This window comes from Rickettsia sp. Oklahoma-10, assembly GCF_039954865.1.
Taxonomy (GTDB): Bacteria; Pseudomonadota; Alphaproteobacteria; order Rickettsiales; family Rickettsiaceae; genus Rickettsia; species Rickettsia oklahomensis.
The window spans coordinates 867368-888738 of record NZ_CP157197.1; the positions used below are offsets into that span (position 1 = coordinate 867368).

Below are 21371 nucleotides of genomic sequence, written 5' to 3' on the forward strand. Positions count from 1 at the left end.
AATATGTTAAAATTAATAGTTGAAACAAAAACGTTAGTTCAGTCCTTAGGGTTTGCAAGTTCTATTGTTGAAAAACGTAATATAATACCTGAATATGCAAACATTAAATTATCAGCAAAAGACGGTAATCTAGAGCTTAGTTCTACTAATATGGATTTGTACTTAAATCAAAAAATAGCAGTACAGGTAGCAAGTGAAGGTGAACTTACCGTTTCTACTAAAACTCTAAACGATATAGTTCGAAAACTTCCTGATTCTGAGCTTGCATTAACTGATCTTGGTACAATGGGACTTGAAATCAAAGGCAAAAATTGTAAATTTAATTTATTTACTTTGCCAGTTAGTTCTTTTCCTACAATGGACAGTATTAATCCTGAAGCAAGTTTTAAAATTGCATGCACGGATTTTGCTAAAATAATTGAATCAACAAAATTTTCAATTTCTTTAGATGAGACTCGTTATAATTTAAATGGTGTTTATTTACACATAAAAGATAAAGAGTTTTGTTCAGCAAGTACTGATGGACATAGGCTTTCAATTTCATGGGTAACATTAGAAAAACAAATAAAGAATTTTGGGGTTATATTACCACAGAAAAGTGCAGAGGAAATTCTAAAAATAGTTAAAGATCCTAAAAATATAAACGAAGATATAGAAATTTTACTGAGTAGCAATAAGATTAAATTTATATGTAATGAAAATACTATTATGCTATCAAAGCTTATAGATGGTACTTTCCCTAATTATAGTGCTTTTATTCCAGAAAGCAACAACTTAAAATTAGTAATTAATCGAAAAATATTTGCAGATAGCATTGACCGAATAGCGATAATAACCGTTGAAAAATTTAGAGCAGTAAAATTATTTTTATCTCGTGAAACCTTAGAGATTAGTGCTGTCGGTGAAGCAAGAGGTAATGCAAAAGAGATTATTAATTCTTCACAAGATAAGGCAAGTTTTTATGAATATAATAGCGATGAGTCCTTAACTATAGGCTTTAATCCGCAATATTTAGAAGATGTCTTAAAAGCTGTGAAATCGGATTTAGTAGAATTATATTTTTCAGATGTTTCAGCACCGGTACTTATTAAATTTCCTGGCAATCCTAAAGATATTTTTGTTGTCATGCCTGTTAAGGTATGACAGCGGTAGATTCCTGCTGTTAGCTAAGCATGACATTGAACGCTTAAGCCAAAGTTAGTTTAAATAATTTTTGACTAATAGCTAAAGCTCCTCTATTATTTTCCTTAAACACACTAATTTAATATTGGTTATGAAAAAAATTATCGGATTATTTTTTGTAATTAGTGCAATAAGTAGTACTAGTATCTTAGCAGATGATTATCCAAAAACAGAACGAGAGCAGAAATGGGACGAGGTAGGTTCTATAACAGGTGAAGAAGGATTAGTTTTTAGACCAGGTAGGGTAAAAAATGAATCTACTAAAGCTGTAGGAAGCTCAGTTAATAAATATCTTTGGCAAGCAGCATTAGAGACTATAAGTTTTGTTCCTCTTGCATCAGTTGACTCAAACGGTGGCGTGATTATTACAGAATGGTATAGCCCACGTTCTAATCCTAATTTTCAATTTAAAATAAATATCTTTATTAAAGATGATGTAATAAGTCCGGATTCAATTGAAGTAAAGGTGTTTGAGAAAATGCTAAAAAGTAAACAATGGGTACTTAATCAAAATACTTCAAATCTTGCTATTACGCTTGAGGAGAAAATTTTAAGAAAAGCTAGAGACATATATATTAATAGTACAAGGTAATATGTTATTTCTGCATGAATCGATTTTATTCTTGTGTAGACATTGTTTATTGTATGGAGCAAAAAATGTGTTTGGTGTCATACCGTGGCTTGACGATATCAAGAAAGAAAAGACTGGATTCTATGATCAAGTTACGGTATGACAGTAATAAAGACATACAAAGAAAACAATATGAATCAAATAGAACAAAAATGGCAGCAAATTTGGCATAACGAAAAAGCTTTTGAGGTATCAAATGAGTGTAATAAGCCAAAATATTATGTACTTGAAATGTTGCCTTATCCTTCCGGTAAAATCCATGTAGGTCATGTACGCAATTATTCTATAGGTGATGTTATTGCAAGGTTCATGACTATGCAAGGCTTCAACGTGCTTCATCCTATGGGCTGGGATGCTTTCGGTCTGCCTGCAGAAAATGCTGCAATAGAGAATAATTCTCATCCAAAAGAATGGACTTATTCTAATATCAAGGATATGCGGCAGCAGCTAAAATCTATGGGTTTTTCTTATGATTGGTCTAGAGAGATAAATAGTTGTGATCCACAATATTATAAATATGAACAGAAATTCTTTTTGGAGCTTTATGCACGAAATCTTGTTTATCAAAAAGAAGCGCTTGTTAATTGGGATCCAGTTGATAATACTGTGCTTGCGAATGAACAAGTTGTAGATGGACTTGGTTGGCGTTCAGGTGCAATTATTGAAAAACGTTATTTAAAACAATGGTTCTTAAAAATCACTGATTATGCTGAAGAGCTATTAAATGAAATTCAGAATTTAAAAGAGTGGCCTAAAGCAGTTCGGTCTATGCAAGAAAAATGGATTGGTAAGTCTATAGGTGCTAATTTTCATTTTAAAGTTAAGGATAATGAGGATGCTCTCATAGAGGTGTTTTCCACTAAACCTGAAACTATTTTTGGTGCTAGCTTTATAGGAATCGCTTTTAATCATCCAATAATAGAGAAATTAATTTCCAAAACACCTGAAATATCAAATTTTATAACTAAGTGTTTGCATATTACAGGAAACAACGAACTAGAAAAGGCTGAAAAAGATGGTATACTTACCGGTCTTTATGTTATTCATCCTTTTGATCCTAATATAATACTGCCAGTTATTATTACGAATTTCGTGTTAATGGATTATGGCACAGGTGCAATATTTGGCTGCCCTGCTCATGATGAGCGTGATCATGCATTAGCTGTTAAAATGAATCTACCTATTAAACAAGTAATTGAAGCAGATATTGATGTACAGAAGGCCGCTTATATGGAAGACGGAATTTTAATTAATTCAGATTTTCTAAACGGCTTAACTAATAATGAAGCAAAACAAAAAGTCATTAAGGAGTTTGAAAAACTTCAAATAGGTAAACGTAGTATAAATTATCGCCTAAAAGATTGGGGAATTTCAAGACAACGTTTTTGGGGTTGTCCTATTCCTATAATTTACTGCGCAGTTTGTGGTATAGTTCCGGTGCCTTACAAAGATTTACCTGTTACTTTACCTAATAACGTAAAATTTGACGGTCACGGTAATCCACTTGATCACCATCCTACTTGGAAACATGTTAATTGTCCAAAATGTGATAAGTCAGCTATTCGTGAAACTGATACTTTTGATACATTTTTTGAATCATCTTGGTATTTTACTAGATATTGTAATAGTCATGCGATAGAGATGACTGATAAAACAGCTTGTGATTACTGGCTACCTGTCGATAAATATATAGGCGGCATTGAACATGCAGTGATGCATTTATTATATGCAAGGTTTTTTACTAAGGTAATGAACGAACAGAATTACGTAAGCGTTCGTGAACCTTTTAAAGGGCTATTTACTCAAGGTATGGTATTACACGCTACTTACAAAGATGAGCATAATAATTGGTTATATCCTGATGAAGTAATCAAAAAGGGTAACGAGTTTTTTCATAAAAAAAGCGGTAACCGCGTCGTGCAGGGACGTATAGAGAAGATGAGTAAATCTAAAAAGAACCTTATCGATCTTGCAACTATGCAAAAGCAATACGGAGCAGATGCTATTAGGCTTTTTGTGCTATCAGATAGTCCTCCTGAGAAAGATCTGGAATGGTCGGCAAGCGGTATTGAGGGCTGCTCACGTTTTATTAATAAGCTTGAGTACATGTTTAAGGTGATAGCTTCTTTAAAAGATAATGTAACTGAAATTAATAAAGAACTTAGTAGATTAGTACATCTGACTATAAAGCACGTTACTGAGGATATAAAACATTTTGCACTAAATAGAGCAATAGCACGTATGCGTGAGCTTTTTAATGCTATATCCTCTGAGTTTAGTAAAGAAGTCATCGATGTGAAAACTGTAAAATATGGTTTTAATATTTTACTACAGCTGCTTAATCCGTTCATACCCCATATTACCGAAGAAATTTGGCAGAAGCTTGGCAATAAAGAGCGGTTATATAAGTCAGCTTTTCCTACATTTCATGAGTCAATGCTAGAGTTGGATACATATGTTATGGTAGTGCAGGTTAATGGTAAGCTTCGCGATACCTATGAATTTAATAATTCTGCAAGTGATGATGAAATAAAGCAAATTATCGTCAATTTGCCAAAGGTACAAAAGTTCTTAGAAGGGGCAGAACCGAGGAAGATTATTTTTGTTCCCCGTAAAATTGTGAATATTATTGTTTGATTTGAAGCTTATATTCTTATATTGGTCGAAAAGTAGTTAAAATGTTATACTCTGTGGCTTGGAACACGGTATCCAGAAAAAATTAAAAAAGCCTGGATACTGTTATCAAGTTGTGGTATGACAATAATATCTAAAGAGTTGTATAATAACTTGTTATATTATTTTTTAGTATGCTAATCCAGGCACAGTAGTAGGGTATCAGAGTCAGGACTGGATAAAGCCATATGTTTGTCTTACTGGTATGTACCGGATCCTCTATAATGTAATTAAAAATACTTTCTAATAATGATTTTACTACATAAATTTCTGCCCACCAAAATGTAGCACAAAAATCATCGGCATCTTAAAGTACTTTGGTACTTAACAAGTTCTGTAACACCTGGATAATCAATATTATAGCGCTAGAATTACCTGTAGTTATTAATTTAATTAAAAAAATCAATTAGCTACTAAAATAGTGTGCATGATTTTATACCTGAAGCTAATAAATTCATATAATTTAATTAAGATTAGTTAATTTTACGATACATATCTAATGCATGAAAATATCGATTTCATTCCAGCCAAGTAAATCTAGATTAGCTCTTGTCGGTAAAAAACGGAAAATATCTTGTGCAATTTCAAATCTATTTTCTTTAAGTAGCATTTTTTGTAAAATATCTCTTAACTGGTGCAAGTAAAGTACATCTTTAGCTGCATATTCTTTTTGCTCTGAAGATAAATTGTCAGCTCTCCAATAGGAAGATTGTTGTTGTTTTGAAATACTTATATTAAGCAATTCTCGACATAAATCCTTAAGCCCGTGGCTATCAGTATAAGTTCTTACTAGTTTTGAAGATATTTTAGTACAAAAGATATTTTCTAACTCAATTTCTAAATATTTTTTTATAGCTGCTAGATCAAATCTTGCAAAATGAAATATCTTACATCTAGTTTTATCTGATAGTAAGGCTTTTAAATTAGCTGCGTTATAATTTTGATTTTCAAAATGTACCAGATGTGCTTCGCCGTTGCCGTTACTAAATTGTAGCAAACATAGCTTATCTCTATGTAGATTTAGTCCCATGGTTTCGGTGTCTATGGCAAGATCCCCTTCAAGCCTAAAATTATTCGGTAAGTCGTTTTGATAAATCTTAATGTTCATAATTTATGTTCAATTTCTTTTAATCAATAGTGTTGTTGCGTGGTTCATTTTTTTACTGGGTTGCTACGCGATCTTCAACCGCTCACAATGTGACTAATATATCTACCTTTAGTTAGGAATGGTTTTTGTTGTAAATACTTGCTCATTTGGAGCAGCTACGCCTAAAACTTTTTTTGCTTGTTCTTCTAACATATCTTTATTTAATGATTCTGTGCGTAGTAATTTGACGTTATGTTCAAGTTCTACTCTTGCTGCCCGCAAGTCTTTTAATTCATCATAAGCTTTTTCAAGTTGTCTATTTACTTTTAAATATGCAATAACCCCTTTATTGCCATATATGCAATGAAAAACAAAATATCCAAGTAGTAAAGCTAAAAAGATGTTTAAAATTATTTTTTTAGAATTGTTATTTAAATATATTAAATTTATAAGCATCATAGTATCTTAGTAAATTTGTATTGTCCATCATACGAGCTTGTAGCGGTAGTATTTTTATTACTTAGTTGGATAGGATACCGTGAAAAGCCACGGTATGACACCATATGCATTTTTTGATCCACACAATAGTGTCTGCGTGGAAAGGATATAAAAAGGTCAAGAATATTATTCATAAAATATTGCTTATAAAAAATAATACAGGCACAGTTAAAATAATACTATCAAATCTGTCTAGTATTCCTCCATGACCGGGTATTATGTGACCACTATCTTTAATGTTAAATTTTCGCTTAAAATATGAAATAAATAAATCACTTAATTGAGCTATTAATGCTAATATACAACTAATTATAAACAAATAAACTTTATTTGAAAAATAATAATTTTTAATATGAAATCCTGATATAAAACTAACTAATACCGCAACTACACCTGCTGATAGTATTCCTGTAATCAGACCGCTCCAAGTTTTTTGAGGACTAATTTTTTTGGTAAGTTTTGCTCCTTTAAAAGTTTTGCCGCCAATCATTGCAAAAGTATCTACGGACCAAATAATACAAAAATAAAGCATAATAAGCCAACTATTGGTATCTTCCGTATTTAATAATATTAATAGACTTATAGGGATAGGAATAATAATTAGCCCAAGTAATAAATACATAGTAGAAGAACAGGTCATATTATACCATTCAATTAACATCCCCATGCCCACTAATATCATTAGGCCATAGAATAAAGGTTTAAACCATAATATAGCTGAGACAAATAACGGCACTAAAATTATACTGGACAAAATTCTTAAATATATGTTTTGTTTATCTTTTGCCAAATGTTCTGTTCCTTTTTGAGTAATCATTTATAGCTTTTTGTATATCATCTTTATGAAAATCAGGCCAATATTTGTGTGAGAAATATAATTCAGCATAAGCTGCTTGCCAAAGTAAAAAATTACTGATGCGATAAACCCCACCTGGTCTTATTAATAAATCTACATCCGGCATTTTAGGATCATAGAGAGCGTTTTGTAAATCGCTCTCGTTTATTTCTTTTTTACCGCTTGCAATAATTTTTGTGCAGGCATCAACTATTTCTTGGCGACTTCCATAACTAAAAGCTATACAAAGCGTTATTTTATTATTATTTTTTGTTAATTCTATAGCATTATTTATTTGTTTTTGCAATGAACTATTAAGTAAATTAAGTCTACCTATTACTTTTATTTTGACGTCATTTTTATATAAATTGTTTAATTCAGTTTTTAAATAACTACTTAATAGTTTTATTAAGAACTCTACTTCTGTGCTTGAGCGTTGCCAATTTTCAGAAGAGAATGTATATAAAGTTATATAAGGTATCCCAAAGTTAATAAACTCTGGTAGTAGTTCGCGAATTTTATCGGCACCGGCTCTATGCCCTTCAGATTTCGGTAAATTATTTTTGCCTGCCCAACGTGCATTACCGTCCATTATTATTGCTAAATGTTTTATATTAGTCATTATTAAAAATTAAAACTATAAATTATATTTTTTTAGGTATTTCAATTCTAACTGATAAACCGCCTAAATCCTTGCTATCTTCTAAATAAATAGAGCCTTTATGATTGTTTATTATTTCTTTAGTAATAGCAAGCCCAAGTCCTACATTACTTGCATTATCAAGCTGTCTTGCTTTATCCGATCTATAAAACGGTTTAAATACAAAATGTTTTTCCGCATCATCTATACCGGGACCATTATCCTCAATAATTATAGTTACGGTAGATGAATTATCTTTTAAAGATATCTTAATTTTGGTTCCATATTTTATAGCATTACCGATTAAATTAGACAAGGCTCTTGCAAAAGAATGCGGCTTAATTTGTACTTCTAATTTATTGAAATTAGTAGATTTTATAAATTCAATATTTATACTTGATGAATTTGAAACATTGGCTATGTAGTCTTTGTAAGTCTTTGGATGTTCAAGTATTAATATGCGCTCTGCTCCTTGGCTTACATACTCCTTACTCTTTTCAAAGTTGATCTTCATATTACTATTCCTTATTTTACCAGAATATATATGCGACCATTTGTTTAGAAAATGTTCAATCCAAGGTAATAATAAAATTACTTCAAATTGTTCCGTACTCTCACCCTTAGCAAAATCTAAATACGAATTTATAATTTGCTGCATAGTTAATATATCTTGTTTTAATCCTTGTATTTCTTCGTTTTCTTCCATTAATTCAAGTTGTAGTTTCATTCTCGTTAAAGGAGTTCTCAGGTCATGTGAGATCATAGCAAGCATAGTGGTTCTTTTAGTAATTTGTTTTTCAATACGTGCTTTCATTTTTAAAAAAGCAAGCCCTGCTTTTCTTATTTCTAAGGCTCCTGAGGGTTTAAAATTCTTACCTTTTAAAACACCTTGACCAAATTTATCCATGTGATCTGCGAGAGCAAGTATTGATTTAATCTGATTTTTGGAGAAAATAATAGAGACGGAAAGTAATATAACAGTTAAAGATATAATCCATAAAACGAAAATATATACCGTAGGATTAAGTAATAATTTTGCAGGAAAAGTAATATATAATATTCCATCTTTTAATTCTAACAATACTTCAATTTTATTTTCTTTATTTAGTTTAACTATATTTTTTTCATGGATTTTTGTAGCTAAAATGTTTTTAAATATAGTTAAAGGCTCACTTAATTTAGGCTGTTTTATAGGTAACTTTTTATTGAGCTGAAATTGATAAGATAAATTAAGATAATTTTCCAATAAATGGGTTATCTCTCTTGAATTATTTCTATGTTCTTTAATCAGCGATTCTATTTCATTGATAATAATAGTACTAGTATAATATGAAACATTATACCAATGACGATCGTAAAACAAAAATATAGCAACAATCTGCCCTATTAAAATCGGAATGATTATAATGAACATAAACCGTATAAACAGTGTTCTTGGTAATAATTTAGATATAAAGTGCATAGCCCTCATTACGCACGGTTTTTAAATATTTTGGTTCTTTTGGATTATGTTCTATTTTACTTCTTATTCTAGTAATTTGTACGTCTATAGAACGTATACTAAGACCGCCCATAATTTTTGAAAGTTCAAAACGACTAATGGATTTACCGGAATTTTTTATTAAAATCTCAAGTAATTTTTGTTCAGTAGAACTAAGAGATACAAGTTGATTATTCTTAGTAAATTCTTTTGTATTAAAATTATAGAAATTATTGCCGAATTTAATTATATTCGTTTCTTTTTTAAAGTTATTATAATTATTGATTAAATTATTGATCCGTAATAATAATTCTCTCGGTTCAAAAGGTTTAGTTATATAATCAGAGGCACCGGCTTCAAGCCCTTTAACACGGTCATCAGCTTCCGATAAAGCAGTAAGCATAACTATAGGAATATTATTGCCGGCATCCCTTATAGTAGTAGCAAAATCAAGCCCAGTTATTTCAGGTAACATAATATCTAAAATAATTAAATCATAATTGGAAGTGTTTAATAGATTTTTAGCTTCTATGACTGAGCTTGCCGTTGATATCAGAAACTCATTTTTATTTAGAAATTGCTTTAAAAGTGCTAATATTCTGCTATCATCATCAACGATTAAAATATGTGCCTTGTATGTATGCATTTATACTCGTTTAATTTGAAAAGTTGTCTTAGTTGTGTGTTTTATTCTCCTGAGGTATGTTGTATCGATCAGTAAAAATCTACAGTGTTATCCTGTAGCTTGTGACCACCACAGGTTTCAAAAAAAATAACTTAAAATACTAATAATTGTAGTATTTTTAACTGAATCCCACGATCAAGTTATGGGATGGTAAGAATAGGCATTATATAAAAAATGCAACTAAGTTAAATCTACTTTAATATAAAAATAGGTTGATGACAATGATAAAACTAGAACAAAATTTTTGGCATGTTTGGATTAACGGTAATTTAATTCCTTATGAAGTTGCAAGGATTCACGTTTTGACTCATAGTCTGCATTATTCAGGATCGGTATTTGAGGGTGAGAGAGCTTATAACGGTAAAGTTTTTAAATTAAGAGAACATACAGCAAGATTAATAAAATCAGCAGAAGCATTAGGTTTGGAAGTACCTTATAGTGTGGATGAAATAATAAAAGCTCATAAACTTGTAATAAAACAAAATAATATTAAGGATGCATATATAAGACCGCTTATTTGGTGCGGAGACGAATCATTAAATATTACTAATCCTAATTTATCTACTAATCTTTTGATTGCCGGTATTCCATCTATGACAAGGTCTTTTGAGAAAGGTATAAATTTACATATAAGTCGTTGGCGTAAAGCAATGCCTAATAGCACGCCGGTACAATCTAAATCCGCCGCTCAATATAATATGGCAATAACTAGTAAAAAAGAGGCTAGAGCTCTTGGTTATGATGATGCATTATTACTTGATTATGAGGGTTATATTGCCGACTGTACTACAACAAATATTTTCTTTGTTAAAGATAAAATGTTATATACTCCGATTGCTGATAGATTTTTAAACGGTATAACAAGACAAACTATTATTGAAATTGCAAAAGATTTAAGTCTAGAAGTAAAAGAAGAGCGTTTGAAATTAGAGCAAATAGAGAATTTTACTGGATGTTTTGTTACAGGTACGGCAATCGAGGTACAAAATATTAATTCTATAGACCTGGGTAAAAAAAAGATTATTTTCGATGATCATCAAATTGCAAATACCCTAAAAAAAGAATATGGTCGTATTGTTAGGGAATAGAGAGATATTGTTCTAAAAGCTTTCATCCTGTGTCCCTCCCCGGGATCCATATCAACAACTTGTTTAGGATTTTAACTGATCCTGTGGAGGGGACACAGGATGAAATTAATAATTAAAAATTATGTATAATATATTTAAAGGTTTAATTACCGCAGCTATAACCCCTTTTAAAGATAATAAATTAGATTTAGATGCTTTAGAGAAAATTTTAGAACATCAAATAAAATATGAAGTCGATGGGGTATTAATTGCAGGTTCAACCGGTGAAGGTAGTAGTTTAAGTTTTGAAGAATATAAATTATTACTGCAAACTAGCGTAGAAATTGTTAATAAGCGTATTCCTATAATAGGTGGATGTTCATCAAATAATACTGCTTATGCAAGAGAACTTGCAGTGGAATCTACAAAAATTGGGGTTGACGGTTTTATGGCTAGCCCTCCGTCCTATATAAAACCTACTCAAGAGGGGATTTATAAGCATTTTGAAGCATTGCATGAAGCATGTAATCTACCTATTATGTTATATTCGGCACCGACTAGAAGCGGAGTAGATTTTTCTGATGAGACAATATTAAGACTTACTAAGCTATCACGTATTTTAGCATTAAAAGATTCCGGAGTAGATTTAGAACGTCCTATGCGGATTAGAGCAATAGTTAAAGAAAATTTTAATCTTTTGACCGGTAATGATGAAGTAGTATTAGCTTTTAATGCTCAAGGCGGGGTAGGGTGGGTTTCAGTAGCCTCAAATATTGCTACCAATATATGTAAAGAACTATTAGAGAAGTGGTATAAGAATGATGTTACAGCAGCTCTTGAAATCCATCAGAGATTACTACCTTTATATAAAGCTTTATTTGTAGAATCTAATCCAATTCCGATAAAATATGCTGCACATTATTTAGGCTTATGTGAAAATAAAATTAGATTACCTCTAACTGAAGCAAGCTATAAGACTAAAAAACAAATTGAACACATTATAACATCACTATCTATAAAAATATGACCGGGTATAAGAAAGTTATTGTACAAAATAAGAAAGCACTTTTTAATTATTTTATTGAAGAAAAATTAGAAGCAGGTATTGTATTAAAGGGTAGTGAAGTGCAGTCTCTGCGCCAAGGTAAAGTGTCCATAGAAGAAAGTTATGCAGCTGATACCGGACATGAGTTATTCTTATATAACTGTCACATTGCAGAATATGAAAAAGCAAACAGATTTAATCATTCTACTAGAAGACCGCGTAAATTATTATTGCATACTAAAGAGATAAAGAAAATTGTCGGTAGAATTAAAATAAAAGGCTATACGCTATTAGCTCTTTCTATGTATTTTAATAAAAAAAACAAAGTGAAAGTTGAGCTTGGTATTGCTAAAGGTAAGAAATTACATGATAAAAGAGAGTCAATTAAAGAAAAAGATTGGAAAAGAGATCAGAGCAGATTGCTAAGACAAAAATAAAGTAAAAATAATATAAACTTAAAGGTTATTTATGCAGCATATTATAGGTAAAATATTGGCTATATTATTGGCTATATTCCTAATTATTATAGGTGTTTTATTTATTTTTAAAACAATGAAAACTCAGTCTACAAAGTCATTTTCAGTGGAGGTTAAACAAAGTGAGAATGCAGGAAAATGTGATGAGGAAAGAGTACAAGAAATAATCAAAGATTATTTGCTTAAAACTCCTGAAATAATAATAGAATCAATTGAAGGTTTACAAAAACGTAAAGTACAGAACAATAAGACTAAAGTTAATGATTATCTAAAGGATAACAAGTTAGCTATTGAAGATAGCCAAAGCTTTCCTATTATAGGCAATAAAGACGCTGATATAACAATAGTGGCTTTTTATGATTACAATTGTTCTTACTGTAAGAACGGCAATATTTCTATAAGTGCACTATTGCAAAATGATCCAAAAGTTAAAGTTGTATTAAGACCACTTCCTATCCTTGGAGATGCTTCCGAATATCTTGCAAGAATATCGTTAGCGGTTTATAAGATTAATTCAGGTAAATTAAAAGTTGTACATGATGCATTAATGAAAATAAGAAATGTTTCTAAAGAGTCTGTAAAGGAGTTATTAACTGAGAATGGCTTAAATGCTATGGAAATTGAAGAAACTGCCGATAGTATGGAGATTAAAGATTTAATTACTCAAAATATAAAAATAGCTAGAAAACTTAAAATTCAAGGAGTACCTTCGTATATAATTGATACAAAATTAATACCGGGGTTAATAGATTTCCCACAATTAATAAACATAGTTAAAGAAATTAGGGATAATAAGAGTTCTTAAGAAGAGATTAAGTGTCATAATACTATATCCTTTCCACGGTTTCCAAAAATACGGCTTATAATGTGCACATGATGACTATTGTTCCTGAATCGCAGGATGACAATGACAAATCCAAAGACCGACAACAATACCTGCTTACAAATGACAACTTGAGTATCAATGTAACAAAAGCCAATGCCATGCTGGAATTCGACTGCTATTGAATAACTTTAACCTTTATTTAACAGATCCAACATAGTTTTACCGATATCAGCAGGGGATCTAGTAATGGTTATTCCGGCACTTTGTAAAGCTTCAAGCTTATCTTCAGCACTTCCTTTTCCTCCAGCAATAATAGCTCCGGCATGCCCCATTCTTTTACCGGGTGGTGCTGTAACACCTGCAATAAAGCTAACAATAGGCTTCTTGATTTTTGATTGTTTAAGAAAGTTGGCTGCATCTTCTTCTGCATTACCGCCAATTTCACCAATCATAATAATTGCTTTTGTTTCATCATCTTTCAAAAACATTTCAATACAATCAACAAAATTAGTCCCGTTGACAGGGTCACCGCCTATACCGACGCATGTAGATTGTCCAAGACCTACTGCTGTTGTTTGAGCAACGGCTTCATAGGTTAGAGTACCTGATCTTGAAACAATACCTACTATTCCTTTTTTATGAATATGTCCCGGCATTATACCAATTTTGCATTCTCCTGGTGTTATAACTCCTGGACAATTAGGACCGATTAATCTAGTTTGAGAACCGACTAAAGCACGTTTTACTTTTACCATATCAAGTACCGGAATTCCTTCCGTTATACATACTACTACTTCAATTTCAGCATTGATTGCTTCTAATATTGAATCAGCAGCAAAGCTGGGCGGAACATATATAACGCTTGCATTTGCACCGGTTTTTGCTTTTGCTTCATGTACGGTATTATATACCGGTAAATCAAGGTGAGTATGACCGCCCTTGCCCGGTGTAACACCCCCAACCATGTTAGTACCATAAGATATCGCTTGTTCAGAGTGAAAAGTGCCTTGTGCACCTGTAAAACCCTGACATATGACTTTTGTTTTTTTATTTATTAATATTGCCATGTTAAATAATTAATTTTATTTTATGTTATTGCCCGTGAGGCATGAATCCAGTAAAAAATATAATAAAGTAGTTTTTTATAGGTTAATTTTGTTATAATTTTATACGGAAGTAAGATTATTTTTTCTAGACTCCACCTCCAATGGAATGAAACCGGTCGCTATGCTTTTCTACCTTTATAGCCTTAACTATTTTATTTGCAGCATCTGCTAAATCATTTGCCGGTATTATTTCTAAACCAGAATTTGATAAAATTTTTTCACCTTTTTCAACGTTTGTACCAGCTAAACGTACCACTAATGGCACTTTTATACCTATTTCTTTTGCAGCTGCAATAATTCCTTCTGCTATAATATCACAACGTATAATGCCGCCGAAAATATTAACTAAGATCCCTTGTACTGCTTTATCGGATAAAATTATTTTTAAAGCTTCTTTTACACGCTCACGATCGGCTCCACCGCCGACATCCAAGAAATTAGCAGGTGAAGCACCGTAAAGCTTAATAATATCCATAGTAGCCATGGCAAGACCGGCGCCGTTAACCATACAACCAATATTACCGTTCATTTTTACATAACTAAGTCCTGCATTTGCTGCTCTTGTTTCTAGAGGATCTTCCTCATCGTGATCACGCATAGCGGTAATATTAGGGTGTTTGAATAGGGCATTCTCATCAAAAGTGATTTTTGCATCTAAAGCTAGCAAATCACCGTCGGTTTTTACAATTAAAGGATTAATTTCAATTTGTGTTGCATCGGTTTCAATAAAAGCATTATAGACCGATTTTACTATTGCTTTCATCTGTTTAGTTTGGTTATCCTTAAAGCCTAGCTCATATGCTATGCCTCGCATATGAAAATCTTGTAAGCCAGTTGCAGGATCAACAGAAAATTTAACAATTTTTTCCGGATTTTTTTCTGCTACTTCTTCAACATCAACTCCTCCTTCAGTAGAAGCTATGCAAGTAATACAGCTAGCAGATCTATCAAATACGATACTAAAATAATATTCTTTTAAAATATCACAACCTGATTCAATATAAAGACGTTTTACTTTTTGTCCTTTAGGTCCTGTTTGATGTGTTACTAAATTAATACCAAACATGTTATGGGCAATTTTCTTGGCTTCTTCTTTACTCTTAACAACCTTAACACCACCTGCTTTACCTCTACCGCCGGCATGTATTTGTGCCTTAATTACATATATTGCCGTATTTAACTTATCTATGGTTTCATTAATCATTTCGGTTTTTGTAACGACTAGTCCGTTGGAAGTAGGTACACCGTATTTTCTTAAAATCTCTTTTGCTTGATATTCATGAATGTTCATTTTAAATAATTTATTTAAATAATTAAAGCACAGTATAATAACTAATCTTTAAACTGTAAAGAAGAGAGTTATTGTTAATGAATAAGGGCATACCACGCCTTGAATACAGTATCTTGTGTCTCAGACTGTACCCTAAGATACTGCTACAAGTTCGCGGGATGACAATAAAAAATTGAACCATGTAATAAAGATTAATTACCAACTGCTGCATCTATAATCTTTTCTGCCTCTTCACCAGTAATTTTTTCTTTATCATTCAGAATGAGATTAGCATTCTTTAAGTCCTCTCCTATGCTTTCCGCTTTTCCTTTTAAAATCTTAGCCAGAAACTGCTCGGCAAGAGCATAATAAGATATTCTATTGCCAGGTTTTGCAAAGCCATGTCCTTCATCGTTATAAAGTGCATAAACTACCGGTATATGTTTCGTTTTCATGCTATTTACAATCTGATCGGACTCTGTTTGTTTTACACGAGGATCGTTAGCTCCTTGAGCAATAAAAAGTGGTTTTTTAATATTATCAACAAATGTTAAAGGAGAGCGTTCATTTAAAAATTCTATATCTTTTTCGTGGTCCCAAGATCCAATTCTTTTTTTAAATTCATTTAAGGTCGGTTCCCAATAGGGCGGTACACTTTTAATTAAGGTTAATAAATTTGAAGGACCTACAACATCAACACCGCAAGCAAATATGTCAGGTGTCATAGTAAGACCAACTAAAGTTGCATAACCACCGTAACTACCACCCATAATACAAACTTTATCAGGGTCAGTTATATTATTCTTAACTGCCCAGTTGACTCCATCAAGTAAATCATAATGCATCTTTCTGCCCCATTCGAGATTACTAGCATTAACAAAATCCTTACCAAAGCCTGTAGAACCACGGTAATTAATACTTAACACTGCATAGCCACGATTAGCAAGCCATTGATGCTCAGGATTATATCCCCAGCTATCACGTACCCACGGACCACCATGAACATTAATTATTAGCGGTACTTTTTTATCGGGGATATTATTTTCATCAAGTTTTATATCATTTGGAAAAGTGATATAGCTAACTAAATTAAGCCCGTCACGTGACTTGATAATTATCGGTATCATCTTAGCAAGATTATATTGCTCAAGTTCTTTACGGTTAGTAAATAAAAATTCAGCTTTTTTATTTTTCCTATCATATTTATAATATTTCAACGGTGCATTATCACTATCATAAGCGACAAGCCAAGTTTTATCATCTAACGTTCTACTATTGATAATTAAATCACCACGATCAAGTGCCTGCAAATATTTAATATCGCCTTCAATATCCTTATCTAATATCTTGTATGATACTCTATCATAGTTTACAGATACTACTTGTGGAGTTTGTGTGATAGGATGAACTGTAAATACACCAATATCAGCTTTTGAATCTTCAGCTAATATTTCATATTTACCGGTAGCTAAGTTTAAAGCTTTAAGTGCCGCAGTATTGCGATTACGCCCATCAACCATATAGAGAATTTTATCACTAGCATCAAAGCCTAAAATAGAAGTATTAGCAGAATCTTCCATTGATATTTTAGTAAATAATTCCCATTTATCATTTTTTAGCTCATAATACTCTGTTCCTCCGTCCTTATCAGGTGCAGCAGCATATTTTATGTGTAAATTATTATCTACTATGAAACCTGTAAATTTTTCGTTTTTTAGTACTAGCTCTTTTTCTAAAGTATCTAGATTTAATTTATAAACATCAAAATATTTAGGGTTACGCTCATTTAAATCTATTAATATTTCATTAGGATTTTTATAGCTTGCTGCAACTATACCTGCTCTAACATCACGTTCAGGAGTAAGTAATTTTGTTTCTTTTGTGTCTATATTATAACTATATAGTCTAAAATTCTCATCGCCCTTATGGTCCTTAGAATATATAATATTCTTATTATTATAAACTACCATATAGCCTCTTATCCCACGATCTTTATCATGAGTTATGGCTTCAGCTTTACTAATATTATCTGCAGGTGCTAGCCAAATATTTAAGACACCGTCTTTTGGTGCGATATATAGAATATACTTACCGTCGTGAGTTAAAGAAACTTTTGCTTTATCAGGATTACCGAATAAAACCTTTCTTGGGATTATCTGATTATTATTATTTGTTAACATGGTTTGATTTTGAAACATAAAAAGCACTCCTATTGTTAATATAGTAGTGATAATATAGAGAAATTTTGTCATTACTAATAGTTTATTATTTAATTTTGTGGTTCTTTTGATTTCATGCCCGTGAAAGCTAGAACCTCAGTTGTGAAAAAGTCGCTAGATTTTAAAATTAAAAGCTTGAGTTAGATCACTTTTTTAGATTTCCACTTTCGCGGGCATGACATTCAAGCCACAAATATAACAGCTACACTTTTTCAATATTGCTTAAGAACCAATCAACTTCTTTGGTATTAGCATTACGTGTAAATGTCCATTCTTCTTTTAAATCTTCAATTTTGTCAACGACATTTTTACCTTGGAATAATAATTTAATAAATATGTTGTTACCGAACAGATAAATTTCCAAATATTTTGCACTTAAAGCCGATGAATCAAAAAAATCACCATAAGATGGTATTATTTTTTCAAATTCTTCTAAGTATCTTTTATCTATCAGCTCAGATAATTCTTGAGTGTCTTTTTTATAAGCAGCTTCTATAATCATTTGAAAGGCAGTTTTAGCATTATTTATAAATTTAACCGGATCAAATGAATAAAGGCGTTTATGGATTTGTTCCATTCCATCTACGACTGCAGTTATATTTTGTTCCACTATTATATCTTTAAAAGCTTTAATATCTTGGGCTGTTGGAAAAATTTTTTCTTCTTTATGAGATTTAACTGCGCTATGGGTTACATCTTTAATAACAGGTTCGCCAAAATAAGATTTTTGCTTTGTTTGCTCCTCTTCTGAAGTAGCACCAAGAGTCGTAATTAATTTGTTGATAATAAAAAAGGTAATAACGGCAAAAATTAATAACTCTATTATTTGAGGAGACATTTTCTATTTATTTTTATTAAAAGATGATTCTTATATCTTAATATAAAAAAATAATCTTTTAAAGTGATTTAATAAAAATAAGAATTTATTTTTATCTGCATTAAACTTAAAGTTTAAAAAATAACTAAAATATCTTGATTTTTTAATTAATACGATATATTATTTATTTTGTAAATATTGTTTAAACGCTATCATTGCAAAACATTTATAGTATTTAGTCCGTTTATGTTAGGTGATTGTTATACTAAAGCTTAATTTTTAAGCATTTTAGTATAACAGATAATTGTTGTTTTCAATTATTGACTTTAGTTACTAGCACTTTTTTATTTATTCACTTATCTCGCCTTTTAGACTGATATTTTTTAATAGTTTTTCCACTTTTATAGCATTATCAAATCCATGATCGTAATGAAATCTTACATCAGGCGAGAATTTCATTTTTATTTTATTAGTAATCAAATTTCTGATAGCATTGTTAGAATTATTTAATGCATCCATAATTTCATCAACTGTTAGTTTAGTATTAAAAGGCAAGAAATAACAATTAGTGATTTTTAAGTCGGCAGTAACTATAACTTTCGTAATAGTGAGAGGACAGTCAAAAAGCCTGCTATCCAGCATTTTACCACGCCTTAGAATTGCTATTAATGCTTCATTTATAACACTTGCTAATTTTTGTTGTCTATAAGAATTGGTTTTAGTTAATTTTTTCATAAATTATATAATATAATGTTAGGGCATAATAACATATTTTAGCCACGCTACAAATACTTAAAAACTTTAAAAATTTGGTTTTTAAAAAACCAGAGGATAAAGAAATCAAGCTTCCCCAAAAAGGAAACACCATTAAGCAAAGTATAAATATCTCATATGTGTAATATAGTGTTGCTAAATTTTTATACCTTAAAATATTTTTTTCATTTTTAGAAGCATAAAAAATATTTAAAACTATTATTCCAAAAATATAATTGACTGCATTACTGCTAAGAGAAGCACTAGTAGCTACTAGTAGCATTATTAAACTATTATAACTCCCAAACATTTCCATAGAATGAAATATTAATTCATTCTGAAAACAAATCACAAGATTTGAGACAAAACTATCAATAAATAATAAACTATATGCTTCAAATTGTTCCATAAATATTATATAGTAAATTTTAATTAGTGGTGTTGTATTTTTCATTCCCGCGTAAGGCTGTAGGCCACGGAATCCAGAAAATCACCTTAAATATTTAGGGTATATAATATAAACATATAAAAACTTGTTTTTATATTGTTTTACTAGATCCTCATTTTCCGGGAATGATATTGAATGCTTTTTAAAAGTCATACAACAAAGCCATTCCAATTATATCACAAAAACTACAATAAAGTAACCGGCAATGAAAAAGCAAATTATTTATCCTGATTTTATAGCACGAATTTTTTCTACGGCACTTGATTTATCCTTATTTGCCTTTATAGCAATCCCAATATCACAATTCTGCTCTTTTAATTTATTATGGTTGTTCTTTAATGATTATTTTCTTAGCACTAACATTAGTCTTCATAATCCTGATGAAATGTTTAGTTCTATTATGAGTCAGGAATTTTATGAATATCTTAAAGCAGGAAATTTTAATAAGTATATTATGTTTAATATTTCAATTTTTTCTACTAATATATTAGTAATAGGCTCATATTTCATAACGCTTTGGTATTATAAAGGTGCAACACTTAGTAAGATGTTGTTACGTATGAAAATAGTAGATGCCGTAACATTAAATAGTCCGACTTTAAAGCAGTTAATAAAAAGATTTTTAGGGTATATGACTTTTCCTATTGGTATTTTTTTCATACTTTTTTCTTCTAAAAAACAAGCATTACATGATAAAATAGCCGGAACAGTCGTGATCAAGGCTTAAGTATTCCAATGACTGAAACAAATGATATAGATCAACTAATTTATCTTTTTTCAAAATTACCTGGTCTTGGTAGTAGGTCGGCAAGACGTATAGTACTATACCTACTACAAGACAAAGACGTAAGATTACAAAGTCTTATTAACAATCTGATAGATATAGACAAAAAAATAGTAAAATGTGAAATTTGCGGTAATATGGATACGCAAAATATTTGTCGTATTTGTTCTTCCGAATATAGAGACAAGTCAGTTATTGCTATTGTTGAAACTGTAGCTGAATTATGGGCAATGGAGCGTAGCGGTAATTTTAAAGGTTTGTATCACGTACTTGGTCATAATTTATCAGCAACTAGTAGACAAAATCCTAGCATACTTAGATTACCCGAACTACTTACAAGATGTTTTGCAGCAAATATTAAAGAGGTTATTATTGCTACGAATTCTACTTTAGAAGGGCAGACTACCGCTTATTTTATCGCCGAATATTTAAAAGAGCATCCTGCTAAAATTTCTCGCTTAGCTAGTGGCATACCTATCGGAGGTGAACTTGACTATTTAGACGAGGGTACATTATCTGCCGCTATTAACCTACGTCAACCTTTTGAATAAAGTATTAACAATTTTATTAAAATTATAGCAAATCTTGATTAAATTCTATATGATGTTCACTGGCAAATTTTATTATACTGTCTGTCATATTGATTCCCTTGATAATCAAACTTTATCAGTAATGTACCATCATGTTTGTTTAAATGTAATAATATATGTATGAATAAACGCTGGTCATCGTTAATTTTAATTTCAATTACTTTTTTACCGATAAATTTAATGTTGTTATTACCTCTATATTATGTATAGCTTTCTTTAAGGTGTACACAAATTTATCACATTAATAGCTATACACAGA

Annotated in this window: 21 protein-coding genes and 2 pseudogenes; 10 read left to right on the forward strand and 13 right to left on the reverse strand. The window is 30.9% G+C overall.

What is annotated here, in order from left to right:
• Window positions 1-3 precede the first annotated feature (3 nt).
• The 4 genes from dnaN (at window position 4) to leuS (ending at window position 4450) form a co-directional block, all read left to right on the forward strand.
• Window positions 4-1143 carry a DNA polymerase III subunit beta gene (dnaN, locus tag AAGW17_RS03875; RefSeq protein WP_347938740.1) on the forward strand — a complete coding sequence of 380 codons (1140 nt, stop codon included), beginning with the start codon at window positions 4-6 and terminating at the stop codon, window positions 1141-1143.
• A gap of 130 nt (window positions 1144-1273) precedes the next feature.
• Window positions 1274-1774: a DUF3576 domain-containing protein gene (locus tag AAGW17_RS03880; RefSeq protein WP_347938741.1), complete on the forward strand. Its 501-nt coding sequence runs from the start codon at window positions 1274-1276 to the stop codon at window positions 1772-1774.
• A 1-nt stretch (window position 1775) separates the two neighbouring features.
• Window positions 1776-1916 (forward strand): hypothetical protein, encoded by a 141-nt coding sequence (locus AAGW17_RS03885; protein WP_347938742.1) that lies wholly within the window; start codon window positions 1776-1778, stop codon window positions 1914-1916.
• Between the two features lie 29 nt (window positions 1917-1945).
• Window positions 1946-4450, forward strand: a complete 2505-nt coding sequence (leuS, locus tag AAGW17_RS03890) for a leucine--tRNA ligase (protein WP_347939413.1) — start codon at window positions 1946-1948, stop codon at window positions 4448-4450.
• A gap of 532 nt (window positions 4451-4982) precedes the next feature.
• Here the strand turns inward: leuS and AAGW17_RS03895 are convergent.
• From AAGW17_RS03895 to AAGW17_RS03925, 7 genes and pseudogenes are all read right to left on the reverse strand, one after another.
• The gene (locus AAGW17_RS03895; protein WP_347938743.1) at window positions 4983-5594 is read right to left on the reverse strand and encodes a ribonuclease D; all 612 of its coding nucleotides are present in this window, start codon (window positions 5592-5594) and stop codon (window positions 4983-4985) included.
• A gap of 108 nt (window positions 5595-5702) precedes the next feature.
• Window positions 5703-6032, reverse strand: coding sequence for an FtsB family cell division protein (locus AAGW17_RS03900; protein ID WP_347938744.1), 330 nt, complete (start codon window positions 6030-6032; stop codon window positions 5703-5705).
• A 169-nt stretch (window positions 6033-6201) separates the two neighbouring features.
• Complete coding sequence (locus AAGW17_RS03905; RefSeq protein ID WP_347938745.1) at window positions 6202-6888, reverse strand: phosphatidate cytidylyltransferase; 687 nt, start codon at window positions 6886-6888, stop codon at window positions 6202-6204.
• Complete coding sequence (gene uppS / locus AAGW17_RS03910; protein ID WP_347938746.1) at window positions 6848-7528, reverse strand: polyprenyl diphosphate synthase; 681 nt, start codon at window positions 7526-7528, stop codon at window positions 6848-6850. The genes AAGW17_RS03905 and uppS overlap by 41 nt, the downstream gene beginning before the upstream one ends.
• Window positions 7529-7550: 22 nt before the next feature.
• Window positions 7551-7940: pseudogene (locus AAGW17_RS03915) on the reverse strand (sensor histidine kinase); the annotation flags it as partial.
• Between the two features lie 150 nt (window positions 7941-8090).
• A pseudogene (locus tag AAGW17_RS03920) lies at window positions 8091-9017 on the reverse strand (histidine kinase dimerization/phospho-acceptor domain-containing protein); the annotation flags it as partial.
• The gene (locus tag AAGW17_RS03925) at window positions 8992-9672 is read right to left on the reverse strand and encodes a response regulator transcription factor (RefSeq protein ID WP_347938747.1); all 681 of its coding nucleotides are present in this window, start codon (window positions 9670-9672) and stop codon (window positions 8992-8994) included. The pseudogene AAGW17_RS03920 and the gene AAGW17_RS03925, both read right to left, overlap by 26 nt.
• A 254-nt stretch (window positions 9673-9926) precedes the next feature.
• On the opposite strand from AAGW17_RS03925, the gene AAGW17_RS03930 reads away from it, so the two are divergent.
• The 4 genes from AAGW17_RS03930 (at window position 9927) to AAGW17_RS03945 (ending at window position 13104) form a co-directional block, all read left to right on the forward strand.
• On the forward strand, window positions 9927-10799 hold the full coding sequence (locus tag AAGW17_RS03930; protein WP_347938748.1) for a branched-chain amino acid transaminase: 873 nt from the start codon (window positions 9927-9929) through the stop codon (window positions 10797-10799).
• A gap of 121 nt (window positions 10800-10920) precedes the next feature.
• The gene (gene dapA / locus AAGW17_RS03935) at window positions 10921-11805 is read left to right on the forward strand and encodes a 4-hydroxy-tetrahydrodipicolinate synthase (RefSeq protein WP_347938749.1); all 885 of its coding nucleotides are present in this window, start codon (window positions 10921-10923) and stop codon (window positions 11803-11805) included.
• Window positions 11802-12260 (forward strand): SsrA-binding protein SmpB, encoded by a 459-nt coding sequence (gene smpB, locus AAGW17_RS03940; RefSeq protein WP_347938750.1) that lies wholly within the window; start codon window positions 11802-11804, stop codon window positions 12258-12260. The genes dapA and smpB overlap by 4 nt, the downstream gene beginning before the upstream one ends.
• A 31-nt stretch (window positions 12261-12291) precedes the next feature.
• The gene (locus AAGW17_RS03945) at window positions 12292-13104 is read left to right on the forward strand and encodes a DsbA family protein (protein WP_347938751.1); all 813 of its coding nucleotides are present in this window, start codon (window positions 12292-12294) and stop codon (window positions 13102-13104) included.
• A 209-nt stretch (window positions 13105-13313) separates the two neighbouring features.
• Here AAGW17_RS03945 and sucD read toward each other — a convergent pair whose 3' ends face one another.
• The 6 genes from sucD to AAGW17_RS03975 form a co-directional block, all read right to left on the reverse strand.
• On the reverse strand, window positions 13314-14192 hold the full coding sequence (sucD, locus tag AAGW17_RS03950; RefSeq protein WP_347938752.1) for a succinate--CoA ligase subunit alpha: 879 nt from the start codon (window positions 14190-14192) through the stop codon (window positions 13314-13316).
• 124 nt (window positions 14193-14316) lie between these two features.
• The gene (gene sucC / locus AAGW17_RS03955) at window positions 14317-15522 is read right to left on the reverse strand and encodes an ADP-forming succinate--CoA ligase subunit beta (RefSeq protein WP_347938753.1); all 1206 of its coding nucleotides are present in this window, start codon (window positions 15520-15522) and stop codon (window positions 14317-14319) included.
• A 191-nt stretch (window positions 15523-15713) separates the two neighbouring features.
• On the reverse strand, window positions 15714-17753 hold the full coding sequence (locus AAGW17_RS03960) for a S9 family peptidase (RefSeq protein ID WP_347938754.1): 2040 nt from the start codon (window positions 17751-17753) through the stop codon (window positions 15714-15716).
• 169 nt (window positions 17754-17922) lie between these two features.
• Window positions 17923-18558, reverse strand: coding sequence for a Tim44 domain-containing protein (locus tag AAGW17_RS03965; protein WP_347938755.1), 636 nt, complete (start codon window positions 18556-18558; stop codon window positions 17923-17925).
• Window positions 18559-18885: 327 nt separating this feature from the next.
• Window positions 18886-19272, reverse strand: coding sequence for a 30S ribosome-binding factor RbfA (rbfA, locus tag AAGW17_RS03970; protein WP_347938756.1), 387 nt, complete (start codon window positions 19270-19272; stop codon window positions 18886-18888).
• Entirely contained in the window at window positions 19256-19699 is a 444-nt protein-coding gene (locus AAGW17_RS03975; protein ID WP_347938757.1) for a YqaA family protein, read from the reverse strand. The genes rbfA and AAGW17_RS03975 overlap by 17 nt, the downstream gene beginning before the upstream one ends.
• A gap of 244 nt (window positions 19700-19943) precedes the next feature.
• On the opposite strand from AAGW17_RS03975, the gene AAGW17_RS03980 reads away from it, so the two are divergent.
• Both AAGW17_RS03980 and recR read left to right on the forward strand, forming a co-directional pair.
• Complete coding sequence (locus AAGW17_RS03980) at window positions 19944-20465, forward strand: RDD family protein (protein WP_347938758.1); 522 nt, start codon at window positions 19944-19946, stop codon at window positions 20463-20465.
• A gap of 8 nt (window positions 20466-20473) precedes the next feature.
• The gene (recR, locus tag AAGW17_RS03985) at window positions 20474-21073 is read left to right on the forward strand and encodes a recombination mediator RecR (protein ID WP_347938759.1); all 600 of its coding nucleotides are present in this window, start codon (window positions 20474-20476) and stop codon (window positions 21071-21073) included.
• The last annotated feature ends 298 nt before the right edge of the window (window positions 21074-21371 follow it).